27 protein-coding genes and 1 tRNA gene are annotated in these 23588 nt (G+C 61.8%); 19 read left to right on the top strand and 9 right to left on the bottom strand.

What is annotated here, in order from left to right; all coding sequences use genetic code 11:
• The first annotated feature begins 54 nt into the window (after positions 1–54).
• The 6 genes from rpoD (at position 55) to EJ066_RS00245 (ending at position 5076) form a co-directional block, all read left to right on the top strand.
• Positions 55–2076, top strand: coding sequence for an RNA polymerase sigma factor RpoD (rpoD, locus tag EJ066_RS00270; protein ID WP_126034280.1), 2022 nt, complete (start codon positions 55–57; stop codon positions 2074–2076).
• 208 nt (positions 2077–2284) lie between these two features.
• Positions 2285–2578, top strand: a complete 294-nt coding sequence (locus EJ066_RS00265; RefSeq protein ID WP_126034279.1) for a GYD domain-containing protein — start codon at positions 2285–2287, stop codon at positions 2576–2578.
• 67 nt (positions 2579–2645) lie between these two features.
• On the top strand, positions 2646–3281 hold the full coding sequence (locus EJ066_RS00260) for a sulfotransferase family 2 domain-containing protein (RefSeq protein WP_126034278.1): 636 nt from the start codon (positions 2646–2648) through the stop codon (positions 3279–3281).
• 126 nt (positions 3282–3407) lie between these two features.
• Positions 3408–3788: a DCC1-like thiol-disulfide oxidoreductase family protein gene (locus tag EJ066_RS00255; protein ID WP_189644407.1), complete on the top strand. Its 381-nt coding sequence runs from the start codon at positions 3408–3410 to the stop codon at positions 3786–3788.
• A gap of 206 nt (positions 3789–3994) precedes the next feature.
• Entirely contained in the window at positions 3995–4663 is a 669-nt protein-coding gene (locus EJ066_RS00250) for a PadR family transcriptional regulator (RefSeq protein WP_126034277.1), read from the top strand.
• A gap of 119 nt (positions 4664–4782) precedes the next feature.
• Complete coding sequence (locus EJ066_RS00245; protein WP_126034276.1) at positions 4783–5076, top strand: HlyU family transcriptional regulator; 294 nt, start codon at positions 4783–4785, stop codon at positions 5074–5076.
• A gap of 85 nt (positions 5077–5161) precedes the next feature.
• Here the strand turns inward: EJ066_RS00245 and EJ066_RS00240 are convergent, their stop codons facing one another.
• A complete protein-coding gene (locus EJ066_RS00240) occupies positions 5162–5803 on the bottom strand; it encodes an FMN-dependent NADH-azoreductase (protein WP_126034275.1) in 642 nt (213 codons plus the stop codon).
• 109 nt (positions 5804–5912) lie between these two features.
• Here EJ066_RS00240 and EJ066_RS00235 point away from each other — a divergent pair, with 109 nt between their 5' ends.
• A complete protein-coding gene (locus tag EJ066_RS00235; RefSeq protein WP_126034274.1) occupies positions 5913–6860 on the top strand; it encodes a LysR family transcriptional regulator in 948 nt (315 codons plus the stop codon).
• Here EJ066_RS00235 and EJ066_RS00230 read toward each other — a convergent pair.
• Entirely contained in the window at positions 6802–7428 is a 627-nt protein-coding gene (locus EJ066_RS00230; RefSeq protein WP_126034273.1) for a TetR/AcrR family transcriptional regulator, read from the bottom strand. The two genes, EJ066_RS00235 and EJ066_RS00230, sit on opposite strands and share 59 nt — an antisense overlap.
• A 66-nt stretch (positions 7429–7494) precedes the next feature.
• Between EJ066_RS00230 and EJ066_RS00225 the strand changes: the two genes are divergently transcribed.
• On the top strand, positions 7495–7920 hold the full coding sequence (locus EJ066_RS00225; protein ID WP_126034272.1) for a VOC family protein: 426 nt from the start codon (positions 7495–7497) through the stop codon (positions 7918–7920).
• 230 nt (positions 7921–8150) lie between these two features.
• Positions 8151–8942 (top strand): arginase family protein, encoded by a 792-nt coding sequence (locus EJ066_RS00220; RefSeq protein WP_245455250.1) that lies wholly within the window; start codon positions 8151–8153, stop codon positions 8940–8942.
• Between the two features lie 14 nt (positions 8943–8956).
• Here the strand turns inward: EJ066_RS00220 and EJ066_RS00215 are convergent, their stop codons facing one another.
• A complete protein-coding gene (locus EJ066_RS00215) occupies positions 8957–9904 on the bottom strand; it encodes a trypsin-like peptidase domain-containing protein (protein ID WP_126034271.1) in 948 nt (315 codons plus the stop codon).
• A gap of 174 nt (positions 9905–10078) precedes the next feature.
• Between EJ066_RS00215 and EJ066_RS00210 the strand changes: the two genes are divergently transcribed.
• From EJ066_RS00210 to EJ066_RS00200, 3 genes are all read left to right on the top strand, one after another.
• A complete protein-coding gene (locus tag EJ066_RS00210; protein ID WP_126034270.1) occupies positions 10079–10951 on the top strand; it encodes a S1C family serine protease in 873 nt (290 codons plus the stop codon).
• A gap of 7 nt (positions 10952–10958) precedes the next feature.
• Positions 10959–11597: a helix-turn-helix transcriptional regulator gene (locus tag EJ066_RS00205; protein WP_126034269.1), complete on the top strand. Its 639-nt coding sequence runs from the start codon at positions 10959–10961 to the stop codon at positions 11595–11597.
• A gap of 113 nt (positions 11598–11710) precedes the next feature.
• Positions 11711–12577, top strand: a complete 867-nt coding sequence (locus EJ066_RS00200) for an NAD(P)-dependent oxidoreductase (RefSeq protein ID WP_126034268.1) — start codon at positions 11711–11713, stop codon at positions 12575–12577.
• On the opposite strand, the gene EJ066_RS00195 is transcribed toward EJ066_RS00200, so the two are convergent.
• Positions 12574–12699, bottom strand: coding sequence for a type II toxin-antitoxin system ParD family antitoxin (locus EJ066_RS00195; protein WP_126034267.1), 126 nt, complete (start codon positions 12697–12699; stop codon positions 12574–12576). The two genes, EJ066_RS00200 and EJ066_RS00195, sit on opposite strands and share 4 nt — an antisense overlap.
• A gap of 309 nt (positions 12700–13008) precedes the next feature.
• Positions 13009–15150: an OmpA family protein gene (locus tag EJ066_RS00190; RefSeq protein ID WP_126034266.1), complete on the bottom strand. Its 2142-nt coding sequence runs from the start codon at positions 15148–15150 to the stop codon at positions 13009–13011.
• Between the two features lie 211 nt (positions 15151–15361).
• Between EJ066_RS00190 and EJ066_RS00185 the strand changes: the two genes are divergently transcribed.
• Together EJ066_RS00185 and EJ066_RS00180 are read left to right on the top strand one after the other, a co-directional pair.
• Positions 15362–15808 carry a YcgN family cysteine cluster protein gene (locus EJ066_RS00185; RefSeq protein ID WP_126043692.1) on the top strand — a complete coding sequence of 149 codons (447 nt, stop codon included), beginning with the start codon at positions 15362–15364 and terminating at the stop codon, positions 15806–15808.
• 337 nt (positions 15809–16145) lie between these two features.
• On the top strand, positions 16146–16496 hold the full coding sequence (locus EJ066_RS00180) for a hypothetical protein (protein WP_126034265.1): 351 nt from the start codon (positions 16146–16148) through the stop codon (positions 16494–16496).
• 274 nt (positions 16497–16770) lie between these two features.
• Here EJ066_RS00180 and EJ066_RS00175 read toward each other — a convergent pair whose 3' ends face one another.
• Positions 16771–17481 carry an SIMPL domain-containing protein gene (locus EJ066_RS00175; RefSeq protein WP_126034264.1) on the bottom strand — a complete coding sequence of 237 codons (711 nt, stop codon included), beginning with the start codon at positions 17479–17481 and terminating at the stop codon, positions 16771–16773.
• 259 nt (positions 17482–17740) lie between these two features.
• On the opposite strand from EJ066_RS00175, the gene EJ066_RS00170 reads away from it, so the two are divergent.
• Positions 17741–17816: transfer RNA gene (locus EJ066_RS00170), tRNA-Ile, on the top strand.
• 106 nt (positions 17817–17922) lie between these two features.
• On the opposite strand, the gene EJ066_RS00165 is transcribed toward EJ066_RS00170, so the two are convergent.
• The 3 genes from EJ066_RS00165 to EJ066_RS00155 all read right to left on the bottom strand — a co-directional run bounded on the left by EJ066_RS00165 (position 17923) and on the right by EJ066_RS00155 (position 19659).
• A complete protein-coding gene (locus EJ066_RS00165; RefSeq protein WP_091595079.1) occupies positions 17923–19113 on the bottom strand; it encodes a site-specific integrase in 1191 nt (396 codons plus the stop codon).
• Positions 19097–19342, bottom strand: a complete 246-nt coding sequence (locus EJ066_RS00160; protein ID WP_236387255.1) for a helix-turn-helix domain-containing protein — start codon at positions 19340–19342, stop codon at positions 19097–19099. The genes EJ066_RS00165 and EJ066_RS00160 overlap by 17 nt, the downstream gene beginning before the upstream one ends.
• A 65-nt stretch (positions 19343–19407) precedes the next feature.
• Positions 19408–19659, bottom strand: a complete 252-nt coding sequence (locus EJ066_RS00155) for a hypothetical protein (RefSeq protein ID WP_091595315.1) — start codon at positions 19657–19659, stop codon at positions 19408–19410.
• Between the two features lie 855 nt (positions 19660–20514).
• Here EJ066_RS00155 and EJ066_RS00150 point away from each other — a divergent pair.
• The 4 genes from EJ066_RS00150 (at position 20515) to EJ066_RS00135 (ending at position 23531) form a co-directional block, all read left to right on the top strand.
• Positions 20515–20907 (top strand): hypothetical protein, encoded by a 393-nt coding sequence (locus tag EJ066_RS00150; RefSeq protein WP_126034263.1) that lies wholly within the window; start codon positions 20515–20517, stop codon positions 20905–20907.
• A 66-nt stretch (positions 20908–20973) separates the two neighbouring features.
• Positions 20974–21219: a hypothetical protein gene (locus tag EJ066_RS00145; RefSeq protein ID WP_126034262.1), complete on the top strand. Its 246-nt coding sequence runs from the start codon at positions 20974–20976 to the stop codon at positions 21217–21219.
• A 131-nt stretch (positions 21220–21350) separates the two neighbouring features.
• Positions 21351–22352, top strand: a complete 1002-nt coding sequence (locus EJ066_RS00140) for a nucleoid-associated protein (protein WP_091595086.1) — start codon at positions 21351–21353, stop codon at positions 22350–22352.
• A gap of 9 nt (positions 22353–22361) precedes the next feature.
• On the top strand, positions 22362–23531 hold the full coding sequence (locus EJ066_RS00135) for a hypothetical protein (RefSeq protein ID WP_091595088.1): 1170 nt from the start codon (positions 22362–22364) through the stop codon (positions 23529–23531).
• The last annotated feature ends 57 nt before the right edge of the window (positions 23532–23588 follow it).

The raw sequence follows: 23588 nt of genomic DNA, 5'->3' as shown, positions 1-23588 counted from the left end.
CCGGTACGGCGGCTTACGCGGCTTTGATACTTGGCCGCTTGGAGAAAATAAAGAATGGCGACAAAAGAAAAGGAAGAGGTCGAGACCGAACGTGAAGGCGCCACCGATGGCCCTCTGCTCGACCTTTCCGACGATGCTGTCAAGAAGATGATCAAGGCCGCCAAGAAGCGCGGCTATGTCACCATGGACGAACTGAATTCGGTGCTGCCCTCGGAGGAAGTGACCTCGGAGCAGATCGAGGACACGATGGCCATGCTCTCCGACATGGGCATCAACGTGGTGGAGGACGACGAGCAGGGCGAAGAGCCCGAAGCTGCCGACGCGGCCGCCGATGCCGAGGAAGACGCCAACGAACTGGCAGAGCAGACCGGCACTGCCGTTGCGGCGACGACCACCAAGAAAGAACCGACCGATCGCACCGACGATCCGGTTCGCATGTATCTGCGCGAAATGGGGTCGGTCGAGCTTTTGTCGCGCGAGGGCGAAATCGCGATCGCCAAGCGCATCGAGGCCGGTCGCGAGACGATGATCGCGGGCCTGTGCGAAAGCCCGCTGACCTTCCAGGCCATCATCATCTGGCGTGACGAGCTCAACGAATCGAAGATCCTGCTGCGCGAGATCATCGACCTCGAAGCGACCTATGCCGGACCAGAGGCCAAGCAGGCGCCGGTGGTCGAGCGGATCGAGGAAGTCAAGGTCGATGAAAAGCCGCGCCGTTCGCGCGAAGACGAAGACGATATCACCAATGTCGGCGCCGATACCCGCGGCCTGACGGACGATGACGAGGAAGACGAGGACGAGGCGAGCCTGTCGCTGGCGGCGATGGAAGCGGAATTGCGCCCGCAGGTGATGGAGACGCTCGACGTCATCGCCGACACCTACAAAAAATTGCGCAAGCTGCAAGATCAGCAGGTCGAGAACCGACTGGCCGCCGCCGGTACGCTGTCGCCCAGCCAGGACCGCCGGCTGAAGGAGTTGAAGGACCAGTTGATCAAGGCGGTGAAGTCGCTGTCCTTGAACACGGCGCGCATTGAGGCATTGGTCGAGCAGCTCTACGACATCAACAAGCGCCTGGTGCAGAATGAAGGCAAGCTGCTCAGGCTGGCCGAAAGCTATGGTGTGCGCCGCGAGGAATTCCTGAAGGAGTATCAGGGCTCGGAGCTCGATCCGAACTGGACCCGCTCGATCGGCAATTTGACCTCGCGCGGCTGGAAGGAATTCACCAAGAACGAGAAGGACGCGATCCGCGACCTGCGCGCCGAGATCCAGAACCTTGCCACCGAAACGGCGATCTCGATCCTCGAGTTCCGCAAGATCGTCAACCAGGTGCAGAAGGGCGAGCGCGAAGCCGCGATCGCCAAGAAGGAAATGGTGGAGGCCAATCTGCGCCTCGTCATTTCAATCGCCAAGAAATACACCAATCGCGGCCTGCAATTCCTCGATCTTATCCAGGAAGGCAACATTGGCCTGATGAAGGCGGTCGATAAATTCGAATACCGCCGCGGCTACAAGTTCTCGACCTACGCGACGTGGTGGATTCGGCAGGCGATCACCCGCTCGATCGCCGATCAGGCGCGCACCATCCGCATTCCGGTGCACATGATCGAGACGATCAACAAGATCGTGCGCACCTCGCGCCAGATGCTGCACGAGATCGGCCGCGAGCCGACGCCGGAGGAACTGGCGGAAAAGCTCGCTATGCCGCTGGAAAAAGTGCGCAAGGTGCTGAAGATCGCCAAGGAGCCGATTTCGCTCGAGACGCCAGTCGGCGACGAGGAGGATTCGCATCTCGGCGATTTCATCGAGGACAAGATGGCGATCTTGCCGATCGACGCGGCAATCCAGGCCAATCTGCGCGAAACGACGACACGGGTGCTGGCTTCGCTGACGCCGCGCGAAGAGCGCGTGCTTAGAATGCGTTTCGGCATCGGCATGAACACCGACCACACGCTGGAGGAAGTGGGCCAGCAGTTCTCGGTCACCCGCGAGCGCATCCGCCAGATCGAAGCCAAGGCGCTGCGCAAGCTCAAGCACCCGAGCCGCTCGCGCAAGCTGCGGAGCTTCCTGGACAGCTGATGCCGGGTAACGGATAAGCAATTTAAAGGGCGCTGCGGCGCCCTTTTTCGTTCGGGGCACAGGGATTGGCCCGCCGACGGTGCGGTTGTTCTTGCGGCACGCCTGCCGTGGGAGGATAATTGCGTGTCGGATGCATTTTCTGGGCGACAAACCCGGATGCCCGCCCCGGCAGTGACGCCGTGCTCCGAGGCCCCGGAGGGAGGTGTGCATGACAAACTATATCGTGCTGATCAACTGGACGGAGCAGGGCGCCAAAAATGTGCGCGAGTCGCCGAAGCGACTCGATGCCGCCAAGAAACTGCTGGGAGATATGGGCGGCTCGTTCAAGGCGTTCTATCTCACCATGGGCGAATGCGACATGGTGGCGGTCGTCGAAGCGCCCGACGACGCGGTGCTCGCCCGTTTCTCGCTGATGCTGGCGACAGGCGGTAACGTGAGGACACGGACGCTCAAGGCTTTCCCGGAAGATGCTTATCGCGAGATCATTGCCTCGCTCGGATAGGGATCTGTGCTGCGGCGGATGATCGGGCGCCGCTTGACGGCGCCCGATCATCCGATCATGAGGAAGAATGCTCCTCTCGCTCGAAAAGAACTTCATTTTCATCCACATCCCGAAGACGGCCGGGAGCTCGGTCACGCGTGCGCTAGCGCCATGGTGCGTAAAACCGCAGCGAACGCAGTGGCGCCGCCTGCTGTCTCACCTTCCCGTGCCGGAAAAGCCGCAAAACGCCTTCCTCAGGCAGCATGACAAAGCCAGTTGGGCGAAGCACAAGCTGCCGACCGAAATTTATGACAGCGCGTACAAGTTCGCCGTTGTGCGCAACCCTTTCGAACTTGCTGTCTCGACCTATTATTTCCGCCGGAACCATCTCTCCGGCCGGCGGCGGAACAGAGCCAGGGTCTTGGATTTCAAGACTTTCCTGCGCTATCTCGAACGCAAGAACCGTTTTGTGCGGGTGGACCAGACGAGCTGGATTTCGGACAGGCACGGAAACCTCATCATCGACGAGGTTTTGCGTTTTGAAACGCTGGCCGAGCAGTTCAATGCCCTGGTCGGACGGCTCGGCCTGCCGGGCGAGGTGAAGCTTCCCCGAACAAACGTCAATGCACCCTACGACTATCGCGCCGCCTATGATGATGAGGCGAAAAGCATCGTGCGCCGGCTCTATTTCAGGGATTTCGAGCGCTTCGGCTACGAATTCTGATTTTTGACCAGACACCGCAATTCGTCGGCAGATGCCGCACGTCGCGGCAGGGCTGGTCCGAAACGTTGCGGGGCAAAGGCATTTCCCGGATAGTCGGCGCATCCTTCAGGTCGCGTCTCGGAACACATGCCCAAGCCTCTGCTGACCGTCTGGTACAATACCCGTTGCCCCGTCTGCGATGCCGGCATCGTCAGCCAGAAGCGGCGGCTGATCGAGGCGATCAAGGCCGGGCGGATCGCGTTTCACGACATCAATGCCGAACCGTCCGCACTGGCCGGATACGGCGTGTCGCTGGAGGACATCCGCCGCCGGCTGCACGCAACCGATGCGGGCGGCAAACTGCTGGTCGGCGCCGATGTCGCAATTGCCGTCTGGCGGATAACGCCGGGCGAGGGCTGGCTGGCAGCGCTGTTCGGCAACCGCGCGGCGCTGCCGCTGACGCGCTATGCCTATGATCGCTTCGCCGATCTTCTCTATGCTTGGAACCGGCGCAAGGGCCGCTGGTAGCCGGCACAGACATCCCTGACCATCGAAGCCATGCAACGGCCTCCAGGTCTTTTTAGGACTGCGGAGAGGTTCAAGGCACGCGCCTTCGCCGCATGCGCTTTCAATCCCGTGGCGTGGAATTAAGTTACATCGTAAGATATATCTTGACTCATCATCACGCTTGCTTAATTAAGATATATCGTAAGTCATAACTCAAGGAGCAGACGATGCACAGACATCATCATTTCGGCGAGCGCGCCGAGCACGTTTTCATGCATATGGCCGGCAGGTTCGGCGGCCGTGGCGGCTTCGGCCCGTTCGGCCACGGGATGAGGGGCGGCGGACGTGGCGGGCCGGGCGACATGTTCCGCGCCGGCCGCATGCTGGCCGACGGCGATCTCAAGCTGATCACGCTGTCGCTGCTGGCCGAGGCGCCGCGCCACGGCTACGACATCATCAAGGCCCTGGAGGAGCGCACCAGCGGCGTCTACAGCCCGAGCCCAGGCGTGGTCTATCCGACGCTGACCTTCCTCGAAGAGGCCGGCTATGCCGTCTCGTCGGCGGAAGGCAATAAGAAGGTGTTCTCGATCACCGAGGCCGGACAGGCGCATCTCAGCGACAACCGCGAGATGATCGACCACGTGCTCGACCATCTCGAGCGTTTCGGCCGCAAGATGGCAAAGGCGCGCGATTGGTTCGGCTGGAACGACGACGGTGAGGATGGCGGGCGGCGCGGCCGCGGCCGTTCGGAAAAGCGCGACGAATTCCGCGCCGTGCGCCACCGGCTGCGTGCAGCCCTCGGCGACATCGTCGACGCGCCGGCTGAAAAACAGGCCGAGGCGATCAGCATCCTGGAGGAGGCCGCCGAAGCCCTGGAAGCGCTGTTGCGCGATTGAGCCTGCCGCGGACGGGCGGCATGCATGCGGCTCTTGCCCGTCCGACTGAGGAACGGTACTGAAAATCATCCTGCGCCACGCTATGTGATGCAGGATGATTGCCGTTGGAGGATACCCCTATGTCTTTTCTAAAGCGTCTTTTTGGCAGTGGCGGCGGTGACGCGGGCGAGCCAAAGAGTGCTGCGCCGGCAAAGCAGATCGAGCACAAGGGATTTCTGATCAGCGCCACGCCCTATAAGGCGGAGGGCCAATACCAAACCTGCGGCGTGGTTTCGAAGGAGATCGACGGCGTGATGAAGGAACACAAATTCATCCGCGCCGACCGCTTTGCCGGGCTTGACGACGCCGTCGACATCTCGATCAAGAAGGGCATCCAACTGGTCGACGAGCAGGGCGAGAAGATTTTCGGGTAAGACCCGCTCTCGGCACATCTTCCGTAAAGCGAAATAAGGCAGGCGCCGGATCAGGCGCCTGCCCTCCAATTCGGGATGCTGACGCCTACGCTGCCGCAACAACCTGCTCGCTTGCGACCAGAGCCACCAAAGCGTCGACCTTGGTTGACGCCTTGGCCAGAGCGGCCGTGACGGCATCGGGGCCCATACCGACGCCTTCGATGCGGATGACATCGATATCGGTCATGCCGATGAAGCCAAGCACGCTACGCAGATAAGGAATGGCGTGATCCATCTGCACGGCAGCGCCTTCCGAATAGATGCCACCGGAGGCAAGCACGATATAGACCTTCTTGCCGGTGACGAGCCCCTTCGGGCCATTCTCGCCATACGCGAAAGTCTTGCCGGCGCGGGCGATGTGATCGACCCAGGACTTCAGGGTCGACGAGATGTTGAAGTTAATGAAACCGGTGGCCAGGATGATGGTGTCGGCGGCAAACAGCTCGTCAAGCACCGTGTCGGAAACGCCGACCACTTCGGCCTGGCGCGGGGTGCGGGATTCGGCCGGCGTGTAGATGCCGGTCGAGTAGTCCGGATCGATATGCGGCAGCGGGTTCGCAACGAGGTCACGCACGACGAGCGTCGCTGACGGATCGGCGGCAACAAGCTTCTCGGCGAATTCCGTGGCGATGCGGGTCGAATGCGAGGCGGAGCCGCGCGGGCTCGAAGTAACAAGAAGAATGGACATGGTGGTCTCTCCAGCGGGTGTGAATTTGTCTCGCTGGATATGGGGCCATCGACCTATTCGAAAAACTGGGATAATTTATATATTACCCATCCACTGATTAGATATGATTATGCAGCCCAATCCAACGCTCGACCAACTTCAGATCTTTGTGGCCGTTGCCGATACCGGCAGCTTCTCGGCCGCCGGCCGTAAGCTCAACCGCGCGCAATCGGTGATCAGCTACGCCATCGCCAATCTCGAAGCGCAGCTTGGGCTGAAACTGTTCGAGCGCGACGGCACGCGCGAGCCGCAGCTCACCGATGTCGGCCGGGCGACGCTGGAGGATGCGCGCCGCATGGTCGGTGTGCTGCAGCGCATCCGTGCGCGGGTCGACGGTCACCGACAAGGGCTGGAGGCGGAAGTCGCGATGTCGGTTGACATGACGCTGCCTTCGCCGGTGCTGGTTCGGGTGCTGAAGGCATTCGAGGCACAATTTCCGACCGTGATGTTGCGCCTGCATATCGCATCGCTCGGGCTGATCCTCGACCATGTCGTCGACGGACAGGCCGATCTTGGCGTCGGCGGTATCCTGGGTGAAGCCGATGTCAATCTTTTGCGGATCGGGTTCATCAGCTTGGTGGCCGCCGCGGCGCCCAATCACCCCTTGGCATTGCTTCCCAGACCGGTGCCTCTCGAGGAAGTGCGCGAACACATCCAGCTTGTCGTCTCCGATCAGTCGGAGCGCACGCGCGGTCGCGACTACGGTGTGTACGCCTATCGTACATGGCGGCTGACGGATGTGCGCACCAAGCATGCACTGATGCGTGAGGGGCTGGGTTGGGGCGGGTTGCCGCGATGGCTGATCGCCGACGATCTGGCGAGCGGCCGGCTGGTGGAGCTCGATCTCGAGCCTTACAGTGAGGTGCGGTCGCCGCTCTATGCGATGCACCGTGCCGACCGCAGCCCGAAGCCGGCGGCGGCCTGGCTGATCGACCAGTTCAAGCGCCAGCTCGGTTGCTTCAACGAGTTCGAGCCGGGCCAGGTGCCTGAAGATGAGTCGGAGACAGTCCGTCGATAAGGGCGACAAGCACCTCGCGATAAGGGGCGGTTTCTGCGCCTGCTTCGATTGCCAGAGCCGCGCGGTCGAAGGCGGCGGCAAGCAATGCCGTCAGTGCTTCCACCGGCAATCTCACCATGGTCTGCGCACGCATTGCCGCGACAAGGCCCTCGCGAAGCGAGCGATTGCCGTGGCGGTTGTCGATTTCGTCCATGGCGGCGCGGCCGAGCACGGCCGGTCCGTCGAGCAGCAGGAGCCGCGTCCGGCCAGGTGCGCGCATGGCGGTAAGGTAGGCATCGGAACCAGCGATCAGCGCATCACGGGCAAACAGCGAAGGCGGCGAGGCACGCTCGATCTCGTCGGCGACAACCGCCGCCTCCTGCTCGACCACGGCGGCAAACAGCGCCTGCTTGTCGGCGAAGTGGTGGTAGAGCGCACCGCGCGTGACGCCGGCCGCGGCCACGATCTCTGGCGTGCCGGTCTCTGCGTAGGACTTTTCGGTGAACAGTTTTCGCGCTGCGGCGATGAGGTCCGCGCGCGTCGCTTCGGTGCGATCGCGGTTGGAGCGGCGCGTGGATTCCTGTTGCATACATGCAGCCTGTATGTTAATCGTATTTACATGCAGACTGTATGTTATCTAGCGGGAGAAGGAAAGATGAAGACGACGAGCTATTATCCGGTGCTGATGACGGGCGACGTAGCCGGCACGAAAGCCTTCTATATCAAGCACTTCAGCTTCAAGCCGCTGTTCGAGAGCGACTGGTACGTGCATCTGCAGTCGACGGAGGACAGGCGCGTCAATCTCGGCATAGTTCACGGCGACCATGAGACGATCCCGGAGGAGGGGCGGGGCCGCACCTCCGGCCTGCTGATCAATTTCGAGGTCAGGAACCCCGACGCCGTCTATGAGCACGTTGTCGCCGCCGGCCTGCCCATCCTGTGCAGCCTGCGCGACGAACCCTTCGGCCAGCGCCATTTCATCACCAAAGACCCCAATGGCGTGCTGATCGACGTGATCAAGCCGATCCCGCTGAGCCCGGAGTTTCAGGCGCAGTTTGTGGAGGGGGCGGCGGAAGCTTGAACGATGGCCGCTGGCAAGAACTGTCGCCAGATGTGGCGTGAAGGCTCAAGCCGCGTGGCCGGCCACATCTTTGCGGTCTATGCTGAGCCCGGCAAACCTGGGCCCCTTCCATGCGTGAAATCTGCCTTGTCCGCGCACCCTCCAATCTTGGCCTTCGTCCGCTCCGACCGGGTCATGTACCGGGAACGTGGCGCGCACCGCAGGCGCTGAGCGAAGCCGGCTTGATCGAGATGCTTTCGCCCGCCAAGGTGGTCGATCTCGATCGGCCCGCCTATAGCACCGAGCCGCAGCCGGGCACCCGGCTACGCAACGGCAACGCGATACGCAGCTTCAATCTCGGACTCGCCGAAGTCGTTGCCGGTGCGCTGGCACGAGGCGAGTTCCCGCTGGTCGTCGGCGGCGATTGCGGGATCCTGCTTGGCGCGCTGGCGGCGGCGCGGCGATCCGGACCGTTGGCGCTCGTCCATGTCGACGGCCACAGCGATTTCCGCCATCCGGGCAACTACGACATCCACGCTGCACTCGGCTCGGCTGCCGGCATGGACCTTGCGCTCGCCACCGGACGCGGCGAGCCATTGCTGACCGACTGGCCTGATATCGTCGGGCCGCTTGTCGCGGACGAACAAGTCATTCAGATCGGCGAACGCGAGAACCGCGACCCCGACTTCGCCTGGCCGGACATCAATTCGACCGCGATGACGCTGATCGACGTGTTTGCCGTGCGAGAGCTTGGCGCGGCAAAGGTTCTGGAAAAGACCTGGACCACGCTGGCGCGAACCGGCTGGGCCTATTGGGTGCATTTTGACGTCGATGCACTCGATCAGACAGTGATGCCGGCGGTGGATTCACCAGGCAGCCCCGGCATCGATCCCGACGATCTCGTCGCCATCCTCGCGGCGCTGGTGGCGGATCCGCGCTGCACCGGAATGGACATGACGATCTTCGATCCGGATCTCGATCCGACCAGCGAACTGGCAGTGTTTTTGGTTTCGCTGCTTGGCCGGATCCTTGCACCTCGATAGGCCGGGTCCAGAAGTCAGCTTCGCGCCACCGGCATCAGCGCGACCTGAGCAATGCCAGAACGGCGCACCACCGTGCACAACGTTTCGCGGCCGATGCGCTCGGCGTCGAGCAGGCGCACCAGATCGTCGACGCCAGTCACCGGGCGGCCGTCGATGGCGGCGATGATGTCGCCTTCCTTGAGGCCTGCCTTGGCCGCCGGGCTGTTCTTCTCGACGCTGCGCAGGCGCACCGCCGTGCTGCTCGACACTTGCGACAGAAGGGCGGCGCGGCGCGGCAGGTTTGTCGTGTCGGCCGAGACGCCGATGAAGGCGCGGCGCACGCGGCCGAAGCGGATGATCTCCGAAATGACGAAATTGGCGGTGTTGGAGGCAACTGCGAAGGCGATGCCTTGCGCGCCGTGGATCATGGCGGTGTTGACGCCGATGACCTCGCCCGCCGAAGACACCAGCGGTCCGCCGGAATTGCCGGGGTTGAGTGCTGCGTCGGTCTGGATGACGTCGTCGATCAGCCGGCCGGTGGAGGCCCGCATCGAGCGGCCGAGCGCCGAGACGACGCCTGATGTGACGGTCCATTCGAAGCCGAGCGGGTTGCCGATGGCGATGGCGATCTGACCGCGCCGCAAGCGCTTGGAATCGCCGAGCGGCGCGATATCGGCAAAGCTGCCGTCGGCGCGCACCAGCGCGATGTCGGTATCGGGATCACGGCCGAGCACGCGGCCTTCGCGGGAGGCGCCGTCCGGCATCGAGACGCGGACGGTACGGGCATCGCCGACGACGTGGAAGTTGGTGACGACCAGCCCGTCCGGCGCGATGACGAAGCCGGAGCCATGGCCGCCGGCACCACCGACGCGCTCGATGCGGCAGACGGCGGGGCCGATGCGGTCCACAGCATCGGCGACCGTTGCCGAATAATCATCGAGCAACGCATCGTCGAATTGCAATTGCTGGGCGGGGAGGGACATGGCAGGGCTCCGTGTCTTTAGAGCAAGATGAAGGATGCCTATATGTGCGAAGCGGCCGGACCGGCCGCGACCTGACCAGATGGCCAGTCCAACGCCCAACTAGCCGTCAGGCGAGTACCCGCCAACGCGCTGCCGGGCGATATCTGGGGTATGAAAAGACCCAGGAGAACCCACATGAGCGACTTCAATCTGAGCGCATTTTCCGATGCCATCGCCGATATCGCCGCCGCAGCGGCGCCAGCGACGGCGAGCTTCGCCACGCACCAACACCGCACCGCAACGGCCTTCCATTGGAATGACGGCTATTTCGTCACCGCCGAGGAGGCGGTGGAGGCCGGCGAGGAGATCGAGCTGACGCTTTCTTCAGGCGACAAGGTGAAGGCGGAACTGGTCGGCCGCGATCCATCCACTGGTACTGCCCTTTTGAACCCCGCCGGCGCGCCAGACCTGCCGCCCCTGGCCGAGGCAGGTACGGTACGGCCGGGCAATCTGGCCATCGCCGTGGGCAATAGCGAAGGTGCTGCGCTCGCCGTGTTCGGCACAGTCGGCGAGGTCGGCCCGGCCTGGCGTTCGATGCGCGGCGGCACGATCGACCGGCGCATCAATCTGGCCGTCAATGCCGGCAGCCGTTTCGAGGGCGGCCCGGTGCTCGACGCCAAGGGCGCGCTGATCGGCATGCTCCTGTTTGGGCCGCGCCGGCGGCCGCTGGTCATGCCTTACGAAACGATCGAGCGGGCGGTGGCGACGCTGCGCGAGAAGGGCCATGTCGCCCGCGGTTATCTCGGTGCCGGTTTGCATCCGGTCCGCAATGGCGACACGCATGGCGCCATGGTGATGAGCCTCGACGACAACGGTCCGGCGAAGGCGGCCGGCCTGCATCTTGGCGACATCATCGTGTCGTGGAACGGCGAGGCCGTGCATGGTCCGCGCGAGCTGATCCGCAAGCTTGGGCCGGACAGCGCCGGCGCGTCGGTGACGCTCGGCGTGGTACGCGGCGGTGAGCGGCGCGATGTCGCGGTGACCATCGGCGAAAAGCCGCTGAGCTGAGGGGATAATGGCAAGCGGCGAAGTCATGACCGGGAGGCGATTGACGGTGCTGGTCGCGTTGGCCGATGCCGCGCGCGCCGAATATTTGTCCACTGCCCTTGCCGCGAGCGACGATCTGCTGCCGATTGTGGCCGGCAGCGGTGATGGTGTTGACCAAGTGGACGTCGCCATCGTCGACGACAAAAACCTGGAAGGTGGGGCCACCGATCCAGCGATACCTCAGGTGCTGTTGTCTCAACGAGCGAGCCGGCAGCGGCTGGCCGACACCGTGTTTGCCGTGCTGCCGGCCGCAGCGGACGATCTGCTGGTCGCTGCCGCCGCGCGGCTGGCGGCAGCCGGTTATCGGATCTCGGGCGCGGGCCGCCCTTTGTCCGATCGGCATGACGATTTCGCTTTCCATGACGACGACCTGTTCGACGAGGGGCCGGTAGGCGACAGGGCCGGTCGGCCGGCGCTTTCGCCGCGCGAGAGCGAAGTGCTGGCGCTTCTGGCCGAAGGCGCGCCCAACAAGGTGATCGCGCGCCGGCTGAACATTTCCGTGCATACGGCGAAGTTCCACGTCGCGGCGATCCTGATCAAGCTGGGTGCGGCCAATCGCACCGACGCAATCGCCATCGCCATGCGGCAAGGCCTGGTGCTGGTCTAACTTGTCCTTCCAAGCCTACGCAGCGTAACCCACATCCGGCGTGTTGGGCCTTGCGCGGCACGCAACCGCCGCGCAAGGATCACGCCTGTAATGTTGCAAGGGAGGCGCAAGACATGTCGCTCAAGGGAAAGACGCTGTTCATCTCCGGCGGGTCGCGCGGCATCGGGCTGGCGATCGCGCTGCGTGCCGCGCGCGACGGCGCCAATGTGACGATCGCTGCCAAGACCGCCGAGCCGCATCCGAAGCTGCCGGGCACGATCTACACGGCTGCTGAGGAGATCGAGCAGGCCGGCGGCAAGGCGTTGCCGGCTCTGTGCGACATTCGCGAGGAGGGGCAGGTGGCCGAGGCGGTCGCCAGAACCGTCGAAAAGTTCGGCGGCATCGACATCTGCATCAACAATGCCAGTGCCATACAGCTCACCGGCACGCTGGAAACCGACATGAAGCGCTACGATCTGATGCACCAGATCAACACGCGCGGCACGTTCCTGGTTTCCAAAATGTGCATTGCGCACCTGAAGTTGGCTGAAAATCCTCATATCTTGAATCTGGCGCCGCCGCTCGACATGAAGGCCAAATGGTTCAAGAACCATGTCGCCTATACGATGGCAAAATTCGGCATGTCGATGTGCACGCTGGGCATGAGCGCGGAGTTCGCCGAAGACGGTATCGCCGTCAATTCGCTGTGGCCGATCTCGACGATCGATACGGCAGCGGTGCGCAATCTTCTGGGCGGGGCGACGGTGGCGGCGATGAGCCGCTTGCCCGATATCATGGCGGACGCCGCGCATGCGATCCTGCTCAGGCCGTCGCGCGAAGCGACCGGCAATTTCTACATCGACGAAGAAGTGCTGCGCGCCGAGGGCGTCAGTGATTTTTCGATCTATGCGCCGGGCGCGACAGGGCCGCTGGCCGGGGATTTTTTCGTGCCGGACGAGGTGTTCGCGAATTCGGATACGAACATCAAAGGGGTTTACTAGCGAAAATCGCGCTGCCGACGCTTTGCCTTGAGAAAGGCCTCGACATCGAATGGCTCCGGCTCACCCGATTTGTCGCCCTCGTCGATCGCGGTGCAAAGACCGTCGCGGCTGGTCGCCTTCATTTGGAAGGGTTTGAGGCGGAGGGTCCTCCATCGAAGCCGGAACCAAAAAACCCCGCCGGCGAGGGGGGACCGGCGGGGCTCATGTGTCCCGCTGGAGTCGGGACAGGGCAGGGAACGCCCTGTCCAGAATCTGGGGTGGGCGTCCACACGATTCAATGAGTGCCGTCAAATCGCGGGAGACAATTCTTCTCGAGCTTACTCCGCTGGGGAACTGCCCATCCCGCTAAACCGGGACGGGCCACGTCTTCGTGTGTCGATTCCAAAAGCCAGTTCAGGCTTTTGGAATCGCTGCTCTTAGTTGGCCATGGCCTACTCCGCGCTGGCGACCGGCGCCACCAGCGAGGTGATGCGGCGGATGGCGACGCGACGGTTCTCGCGCTCCGGTTCCGACGTGTTGACCTTGAGATACTCCTCGCCATAGCCCTGTGTCGTCAGGTTCTCCGGCGGGATGCTGAAGGCATTGGTCAGGGCTTCGGCGACCGCCTCGGCGCGGCGGTCGGACAGAGCGAGGTTCGCCTCCGCCTTGCCGACGGCATCGGTATGGCCTTCGATCAGGAAGGTTTCCGCTGGGTTCTTCTCCAGCAGCCTCTCCATGGCGGTGGCGACGCCTTCCAGTTTCTGCACTTCGCTGTCGGGGATCGATGCCGAACCGAATTCGAAGTTCAGCGTGTCGAGGTCGACACGGCGCGCAATGTCGCGGACGCGGGCCGAACGCTTGACCTCGTCGACCGAATACAGGCGCTGCACCCTCTCCACGGGCGGCTGTTCGAGGAAGGTGTAGTAGTCATCCGGATCCTCGATGTCTTCGGCGTCCAGAATGTACTCTTCGCGCGGAATGTCGAGCCGTATCGGCGGCAGGTCATCACCCGGATCACGCCAGTCGTCGACATCCTCGTAGTACCGCTCGTCGACATAGCTCAGCACATATTCACGGCCGTCCGGCGCGATGCGTGAGCGCTGGATGACGTTACCGTAGCGATTGCGGATGGTGACGATCTGGACACCGTTCTCACGCTCGACGATTTCCCGGGTGCGATCGCCCGGCAGATCCTCATAGTAGACCTCCCTGGCGCCACGATGCAGGCGCGGGGCATCATTGCTCTCCACGATTGTCTGGTTGTTGAACTGGAGGATGACGCGGTCGCCGAATTCCCTGACGACGTTAGCGCCTTCCGGGCGTGGGCGGCGGCGAACATCTTCGAAATCTGGGGCACGTTCGACGCGCGTGCCCTTTTCCTGCGTCACCGGGGTGATCTTTTCAGGCCTGATTTCCTGCTGGGCCGCCCGGTCGTCGGTGGGCGGCGGCCCCTGATCGACCGGAGCCGGCCTCGGGGCCTCCGCTTGCTCGCCGTCCTGCTGGCCAGGCTGATTGCCCTCTTGGCCGCCTGCGTCCTGGCGACCGGTCTCTTGAGCTCTGTCCCTGCCGCCCTTGCGCTTGCGCACGGCATCCTTCTGGCTGTCGAACACCGGGGCTGCGTTCGGATCGGCCGGAACCTCGCCCTGGACCGGACCTTCTCCTTCGGCGGGCGCGGCTTGTTCGCCCTCGGCGGGCCGCTCACCGGTAGACGGCTGTTCACCTGTTGCCGGCTGTTCTTCAACAGGCTTCCTGCGCTTTCTCGCCTGGTCCAAAGGCTGTTCGCCCTCGGCAGGAGCGGCTTGCCGGTCAGTTGGAGTGGGACGCGGCTCGGCCTGCTCAGCGGGCTGTTCGGCGGGCGCGGCCTCCTGCTGTTGCCGGTCGCGCTTCTTTCTGCGCGGTGTGGGCTGCTCTTCGTCGCCCGCAGGGGCGGCCCGCTCAGCGGGCTGCTCGGCGGGTGCGGCCTCCTGCTGTTGCCGGTCGCGCTTCTTTCTGCGCGGTGTGGGCTGCTCTTCGTCGCCCGCAGGGGCGGCCCGCTCAGCGGGCTGCTCGGCGGGTGCGGCCTCCTGCTGTTGCCGGTCGCGCTTCTTTCTGCGCGGCCTGGGCTGCTCTTCATCGCTCGCAGGGGCGGCCTGCTCAGCGGGCTGTTCGGCGGGTGCGGCCTCCTGCTGTTGCCTGTCACGCTTCTTTCTGCGTGGCCTGGGCTGCTCTTCGTCGCTCGCAGGGGCGGCCCGCTCAGCGGGCTGTTCGGTGGGTGCGGCCTCCTGCTGTTGCCGGTCGCGCTTCTTTCTGCGCGGTGTGGGCTGCTCTTCGTCGCCCGCAGGGGCGGCCCGCTCAGCGGGCTGTTCGGCGGGTGCGGCCTCCTGCTGTTGCCGGTCGCGCTTCTTGCGAGGCCTCTGTTCCGGCTCTGCCTGCTGGTCTTGTGCGCAGCCTTCCGCGCCTTCGGGGCAATCCGATTGCGCCAGGATCAACGGCGTTGCGGTACCTCGTGGGGAACCGAAAGTGGGGCTGTCCTGCAGCGGAAACGCGCTCAACGGCGTAGACGCCATCAGCAAGCCAAAAGCGGCACCTGCCAGTATCCTAGGTCGGCTCTTCATCAGAAATTCTCCTTGTGGCGTCCCATCCCTGCCCAAACTTTCAGCAACCGTATTTGGTTCCTATCCGCTGGCTTTAGCTGCCGGGAAGGGCAATTGGCCGACGTTTTGAAGGCGACTTCGTGTCTTTCGTATGGTCCCGGCCTTTGGCTCTTGCTGGATTTGCACTGCTGCCGTGCTTGACCTTGACGCCAGCGAGGGCCACATCCCCGCAATGGAAACGCCGTTCTGGAAAACCAAGACGCTCGAAGCGATGACCCCGGCCGAGTGGGAGTCGCTTTGCGACGGCTGCGGCAAATGCTGCCTGTCGAAACTCGAGGACGAAGACACCGGCGAGATCTATTGGACGAGCGTCGGCTGCCGGATGTTCGACGCCGAAACCTGCCGTTGCTCGGACTATGCCAATCGGCTGGCGCGCGTCCCGGACTGCGTCGGGCTGACGCCGCAGAATGTGCGTACCATCAGCTGGCTGCCCAAAACCTGCGCCTACCGGCTGGTCGCCGAAGGCCACGATCTCTACTGGTGGCACAGGCTGGTGTCGGGCAGTGCCGAGACGGTGCACGAGGCCGGCATCTCGATGCGCGACCGGGTTAGCGCCAGCGAGACCGATCTTGCCGAGCCGGACGACTATTTCGAGCACATGCTGGACGACGAGCCTTAAAGCGTGTCGCGTCTGAAGGGATCCTGCGACGCGCTTAAGTTCTTGTTGTATGCATGTGGTTGTCCCAAAATCGCTGCGCACCCCTCGTTTCAAGACCGATGGGCATGCTTTTTGGGCGACATGCATTTGGATCCCGGCCGGAACCGGCGGAAAAACCGGGCGTTTCTATCGATAGTATCCGGAACCGGTCGCGGGAGGTGCAAGACTACCGATTGTCCTCGGCTGCACCTGAACCGGAAATGAACGGCTGGTTCGTAAAAAGTTCAGAAACGCAGGCGCATTCTCCTCCCATCGGTTCGACGAAACGGGCGGAAGCCCTGAACAAGGAGAGAAGACAATGTTCAACACGGTCAAAACGGCGACCCTTTCGGCCCTTGTCGCTCTTGGCACGCTTGCCGCTGTCCCCGCTCATGCAGACAGCATCTATCTCGGTTTCGGCAACAACGACGATTCCCGTGCCGGCGTTTATGTCGAGGACTATCGCTACCGCGAACGCCACCGCGAACGCGACTGGCGCAGGTCCTGCTCGCCGGATCGTGCCCTCGGCAAGGCGGAGCGCATGGGCCTGCGCCGCGTCCGCATCGTCGATATCAGCCGCCGCACGGTCAAGGTCGTGGGCCGCCAGTACGGCGACCGCGTGGTGGTCGTGTTCGCCAATGAGCGCGGCTGCCCGATCATCTACCGGTAAACGGTCATCTACCGGTAAACGTTCGGCAGGTTGCCGACCGGCAACGGCCTTCTTGTTTAAGCATGACCTTATGCGAAGGTCAGCTTGAGACATGACCTTCTGCGAAGGTCAGTCTGGAGTAGTAGAGCCCCTTTCCGCCAGGGCGCAAGGGTGCGGCTCGAAAAAACCCCGGGGGACCAGTCCTCCGGGGTTTTTCATGCAGCAAGATCGATATTGCCGGTTGATTCCTGCCCGCGCGTCAACAGGGCCGAACCACGCCGGATCGTTCAGGCCGTCACTTCAACTCGAACGTGACAGTGACCTGCACCGTGTAGGAATTCTCGCCGGCCTCCACCGGAACCGATGCGCGGGCCGCGTCGAAGGCCTTGGCGTTCATCGGTATCGGCGGCGGCGCGACGTTCTGGTCCGTGATTTCTAGCACCCGTCCGATGCTGACGCCGGCGGCTTCAGCCAGCGTCTTGGCCTTGGCCATGGCGTCGGTGACCGCCTTCTTGCGGGCCTCGGTGACAGTTGCAGCCGGATCCTCGTTGGAAAACGAGATGCCGCCGCCCTGGTTGACGCCAAGCGATACCGCCTTGTCGAGAATCTCGCCGGTCTTGTCGATATCGCGGATGCGCACCGAAAGCGTATTGGTCACCTGATAGGCGACGAGTTCGGCTTCCTGGCTGCCGTCCGGCTTGTTGGTGTAGTTGTAGCGCGGGCTGATCTGGATGCCGGCTGTCTGCAGATCGCGCTCCTTGATGCCAGCCGACTTCATAGCGGCGATCACGGAGGCCATGGCATCGTTGTTGGCATCGAGCGCGGCGCGCGCGGTCTTGGCCTCGCGCATGACGCTGAGCGTCAGGAGCGCCAGATCGGGGGCCGCGGTCGCTTCGCCTTCGCCGGTGACGACGATGCGCGGTGGGGGCGGCGAATCGGCAGCGCTGGCCATCGCCGGAAAAGCGATTGCGGCGGCGAGCGCCAAGGGTAAAAGATGTCTGGTCATGAAAATCTCCTCGGTCTGCGGTCCAGTCGCGCTTGTCGACTACCGCATCGGCCCGAAAATCGGAATCGATTTTGCTGCGCCGACGCGGGTTCGGAAAGCACGATGCGTAGGTTCAAAGCGGTAGAGCGTACTTCGTTGTGCGTCCAAGTGGACGAACGTCGCTCTAATGTCTGAATATGGGCTGATTTGGGCGATCTCGGCGAACCCGTCCGGAAAGCCTTGTGCGTTTCGGGGAAAAACATTAATCCAGCCGCGTGTGGGGCCTGTAGCTCAATGGTTAGAGCCGGCGGCTCATAACCGCTTGGTTGGGGGTTCGAGTCCCTCCGGGCCCACCATAACCATTGTTTTTATTCACAAAAAGTGCCCTCGGCCCAAAACGTTTTGGGCCCATTATGGGCCCAAAGCAGGACCGTGGTCCCGGTTTGTTCCGACTCGATTTGATTATCTGACGATGCGGAGGTTTGCCCGCCGCTTCATGGCGTCGCGTTTGGCCTCGCGCTCGTTGATGGCACGAGCAATATCAACCGCGATCCGCTTCTTATTGGCCTCACGCACATACTCATCTGTTACCGTCATGGAGGAATGACCCATCGCCTCCATGATGGCGCGCGCCTGGATGTTGCATTCAGCGAGGTAGGTGCCGAAGGTGCGGCGCAGGCCATGAAGCGTGTAGCCGCTTGGAATTCCCGCCTGCCGCGTCCAGTGCTGCATCATGCCGGTCAGGCTCTTTTCCGAGAATGACCTGCCATAGGCGTTCTTTAAGACCGTGCCGCCTCTCGAGCGATCGAGCAGGTCCAAGGCCGTTGCTAGTTTGTCTACGACTGGAATGAACATCTCCCGCCCGCCATGGCGGTTGCGGTTCTTCTTCTGGCGGAAATCAAAGGCCTCGATTAGCACCAGCGAGCCGTCGAACAGTTCGATCTCTTCGGTTAAAAGATCGTCCCACTCAAGAGCAGCGATATCGCCGCGCCGATTTCCAAGCCAGAACCCCAGTGCATAGCAGGTGCGCGCGGCTGTACCGATGGGGTGTCGCTCCTCGAACTTTTCGCGCATCGCAATTGGCCAAGCTGGGTTCTTGGTCGATTTGGGCACCCGCACGCGGATAGATAGCGACGGATCATCCTGCGGCTTGATCCATTTTTCGACATCGGTCGCGACCCATAGAAGCTTCTTGATGGCGACCAACGTGTGTTTGGCGACTGTGCGGTTCGTCCTGAAGATGCCTTCAATGATGGCGCGAAGCCGATCCGCGTCGAGATGTTCAACAGGAGTATTGCGCCAGGTGAGTGGGTAGTTGGGATCGACCGGCAGGTTGAGAAAACGCTCAATCAGTCGCGCATTCTTCTGCTGCGTGGCTTCATCAAAGCCCAACCACTCCATTGTCGTTTCAAGCCGGCGCGCGGCATGACCAAAGGTTTTTGGCAGTGCCCGACCGGGCAAATCGACGATAACTGCCTTCTTGCCTTGACCCTGCGTGGCCTTCTCGTAAGCCGCCTCGAACTCGGGATCGCCGGGCTTACCGGGAAGGCGGATTTCAGGCATGCCCTTTGCGCGGTAGCGATAGATTAGCTTGCCGTTCTTGAGGCGCGAAGATACCCCAGGGTAACGGGCATCCTTAAATGGCCGAGCCATCAAATGCTCCTTTCAGTCCGGGGGACCCTTTCAGACTCGCCCGTAGCGAAAGGGTTTTGCTTTTGATGGCAACGCGCAGGAGCACCGGGTAACGAAACCCTCTTCCTTGCTCTATGCCTTCAAAGGTGCGCCTCGGTATTCCCAGTACCTTGGCCGCGGCTTCGGCAGTAAACCCTTCCTTTGCCCGCCATGCTTTCACGTCTTGCGCAAGTTTCTCATTCTCGTTCACATCATGCCTTCCGCACGGGCTATCATCGTACTACGCCTGCAGCGTATACGCAACGAGCGTAGTTGCTATCTTTTTTCCACGCCCCGTTTGCTTCGTTCCAACAGCTCTTGAAGGCCGCTGTCTTTGTCCGGCAACGAGGTGAAAGCGATATCCAAGGCTACACGATCCCAGACAGCGCGGCTATTGATGCGCTTGGGCTTTGGCATACGCCCATCGGCAACCATCTCGTCAAAAAGCGTCGATCCGACACCGATGTAACGAGCTGCTTCCTCACGAGATAGCCCTCGTGGGGGATACGAGATTGCGTCACTCTTCATGGACGCTGCCTCGGTCCTGATACTCCGGGCGGGTTGGTGTCGAAGCACAAAGCCGCATCCTAGTTGCCATTTCGCTGCGAGCAGATCGTGTTGGGCTAAAATAAGAAGAGCCTCGTTAAGCGGAAGCGGCCTGACTAGCTCGTGCGGCGTAAACTGGTAGCAACGTGTGGACTGTGGATCACGGGAGGAGAGCGTTTCTAAGCGGACTCGTGGGGCAAGTCGGTGGACGGCTACATTGCATTGTGCACGACCGGGGCTAACCACCTGCGACATCCCGCTGGCCCTCTTGCGCACCCTCCCTCAGTGTCGAAATCGGAGCCGTTATCCCGAGGACCGTCGAAAAACCGCCGTCGCAGAGTTGCCACTCTTTGGTGCTGAAACCGATATTTCTAATCATATCGGTTTTAACTCATCGCTCAAACTTTAGATGGAGCAAGGCAATTTCGGCTCGTCGATCGAAGTCGACGAGGGCGCCGCACAACGATTGGCAGCTTTGCGCCAGGAGTGGCGATCAGCGAGCCACTACTCAGACGTCCCGTTTGGGCCGACAGTAGGCGGTCGGGTCTTGGCGAATGAAGATACGAAAGCAGCCGGTCACCGACGTGCTTCGCATGGCGTCCGGCTTCTCTGTTAGGATGTGTTTGAAAGACGATCGCTGCATGGTCCAAGTTTCGCCCTCGACACCAGCTCTCGATCTGGACATTAAGAAAAGTCCGCAGTGTTCGGAAGAATTCCGAACTCTACGGCCGCATCGTCAACGACATTGCGCCTGATCTGATGAGAGACAGGTACACTTTCAAGGACTTGTCGGATTTCGAATACAGGGCTCGCGACGAATCGATCGGGCGGGCGTACATGGGGCACATCTATTGGACGGAGATGCTGTACCGGGCGCATATGGCTTCGGTCGCATCGGTGTTCCGTACGTCCAGGTGGATCAAGGTGGCGGTCCGCGAACATGAGGCGGGAAGTCTATATGGCTGCGCGTCGGCGTGTAGAAGCCTGATCGAATCCGCAGGCGATATAAACCACAGCCTGGGACCAGTGGCCCGGACGCTCGCCTACAACAAGGATGCGATACGAGCCGAGATTTCGGGTCAGGCTGGGGAGCCCATGCTGTCCGCTAAGGAGTTGGAAGACACGCTGATACACTTCACGCATGCCCGGAAGGTGCTGAAGACCGAAAAGACACCGGCAGTCGCAAGGCGATGCAGACCTTCCAGTACGTCGACCACGTGGATGGAATGAAGATTCCCGGCATAAAGCCGTTCCTACGCGAAACTTTGCGAGATCGGTCACCCGGCTGCCGACTCCGTGTCGGTGACCTTCGTTGCCAATGCCGGAGCCTGGATCGTAGACCCCGGCAACGAGATCGTCGTTCTCAAGGCGTTGCTCGCTGAACGGCAAGATACTCTCTCGGGCGTGCTAATGGCGTCGTTCAATGCCCCGCTCTTAATCCTAAGAACCCTTCACGCGTTCGATCTTTTCACGAGGCTGCGTAAGTACCATTTCGATGAAATTCCTGAGTGGAAGAAGATCCAAACCGCGCTGCGATCGTAGGCCATGAGCGGATCGAAAGACGTTCCGCCTTTCGACACGCATGGCGTGGATATTCGGTCTGCTAATCCTTCGAACACTTGCGTTCGGGCCCTCACGTCTCGCATAACTGCCATCACGAGGGGGAGGATTCGATGGTCGAGCAGGTCATTCAGGTCGCGGTGCACGACCTGAAGAGGAATTCCGAGAGTTTTGAAACGGTGTCGGGTAACGCGCACCTCAAGGTCTCGGAAACGGTGGAGCGCGTGGTCGGCGAGCTGCACGCCATGTATGCGAGCCGCGCCTCGAAGTCTCACGGGCGCTTCGCGGCAAGCTCCGACAACTATCCGGCACAGACCTATCTTGACGAGTTCCGGAAGGGCGACTTCAAGGACTTCGCCACGCTCACGGCCAAGCTGATGACGACACTGACCGTTCAGGCGCGCCGAAAGCCCGGGGCGACGGGCGGTCACGTCCTTTTCGCGCATCTCGAGAAGGACGAGCAACGGTTTCTGCTAGTGGCGATCATCAACGACAAGCTCGGTGCGGCGCTCACCAAAAGCTTTGACATCGCGTCAGTCGAACACCTCGACCTCGACGGCTTCCGCTTCGCCGGCCGGATCAACATGACGGCATGGACTAACTCGGCGGACCGTTACATCGGCTTCCTAAAGGGCAAGGGGAACGTCGCCGAGTACTTCAAGGAGTTCCTCGGTTGCGACAGCACCGTTCAGGACCTCGAGGATACCAGGACACTGGTGCGCGTGCTGAACGGTTTCGCCGAGCCGGCGAAGGGCTTCGTGAAGGACAAGCAAGCTTTCCTGCAGAAGGCGTACGACATCTGCCAGCGATACATCCGGGACAACGAGCCTTTGGATCTCGAGACATTCTCCAACGAGCTCTTTCCAGAGAACCCGAAAGAACTCGCCAAATCGCTCGGAGATCCGGATGTCGGACTTGGCGACGGCTTCGTTCCGAAGAAGCGAGCGCTGTCGCCGATGGTGAAGTTCTCCGCGAAGACGCGGCTCTGGTCGGTCGAATTCAATCGGCAAGCCCTTACCGACGGCAAGATCGTCTATAACGACGACAAGAAGACCCTGACCTTCACCGAACTCCCTCCCGACCTGATCGAAAGACTGGAACACGATCAGGAGTAGCGTAGCCTCATGATCACGTTCGACCAGCTGATAGCACTCTACCGCAACACGGAGTTCTCGAAAGATGGCTCCGCGGGAAAGTTGACGGTCCGCGATTACAGCATTGTGGAAACGCTGAAGCAGATTGAAAGCGATGAGAAGGCTTTCGACGACGCGGCATTCACGGTCGACTCAGCGTCGGCGGTCGTCATAGGCGCGACAGTTAGCGTCGAAATCGGCGCTCCACGCACAGGACTTGGCTTCCTCGCGCTCACCCTCGACCGGCTGCTCGAGAACCGTCGCAACCGCATAGCCGAGCCGGAGCGCTATTACCTGATCGAGGAGAGGTTCGCCTACAACGATACCGTCGTTCCCGACGCCGTCGCGCGCTACCGGAACGCATTGCGCCTGGTCCGCACCTTAAAAGAGGCGGCTGCGTTTCTCGACCCGTACCAGGCGGAGATGCTGTTCCTCGGCTCGATCCGGCTGATGGTCCGTGTAGACTTCAGGTCATCGGACCTTGTCTCCGTAAACTCCATACTGGTCGACGAGTTCGAGAACTTCGTCATGCAGAAGGTGCACAAGGACCAGAAGGCTGCGATCGTTGCTACCACGCTCATCGAGACGTGTCGCACCCATCCCGAAGGCGAGCGCTTCAGGTACCTTCTTCGACACTTTCGGGACTTCGTCACAAAGTGCGAGGACAGCTATAGGCTGTTCGCGTCGGAGTTCTCGTACGACAAGATCCGGGGGAAGGCGGAAGAGGCCATCGCGGACTACACCGGTAAGATCCATAAGACATTCCATGACATCCAGAACCAGATAATGGGCATTCCCGTCGCGAGTGTGATCATCGCCACGCAGCTCAAGCCCGCAACTCAATGCGACGTGAATTTCTGGGCAAACCTCGCCATCTCGCTCGGTGCAACGCTGTTCGTTGCCCTCCTGGCGTTTGCCATCGTCAACCAGCTGCTGACGCTGTCGACGATAGACGACGATCTGACCCGACAGAAGACCAAGCTGAAGGGCGATTACTCGGTCGTCGCCGCGGAGTTCCTCCCTCTTTATCGCAAGCTGGAAAACCGGATTACACTTCACCGATTCGTCCTTGGCATCATCCTTGTCGTCTGCGGGCTCGGGGCGCTACTCACCTGGCGCATTTATTTCCAGCTGACAACTCTGATGCCGTGGGCGTGCTGAGAGCGCCGTTCGGGTCACGCCATAGAAGCGAGATTCGTTCGATTGGGGCACTATGGG

This window comes from Mesorhizobium sp. M9A.F.Ca.ET.002.03.1.2 (genome assembly GCF_003952365.1).
Lineage (GTDB): Bacteria > Pseudomonadota > Alphaproteobacteria > Rhizobiales > Rhizobiaceae > Mesorhizobium.
The sequence above is the reverse complement of the archived record's forward strand: the minus strand, read 5'-3'. Positions and strand labels throughout refer to the sequence as shown.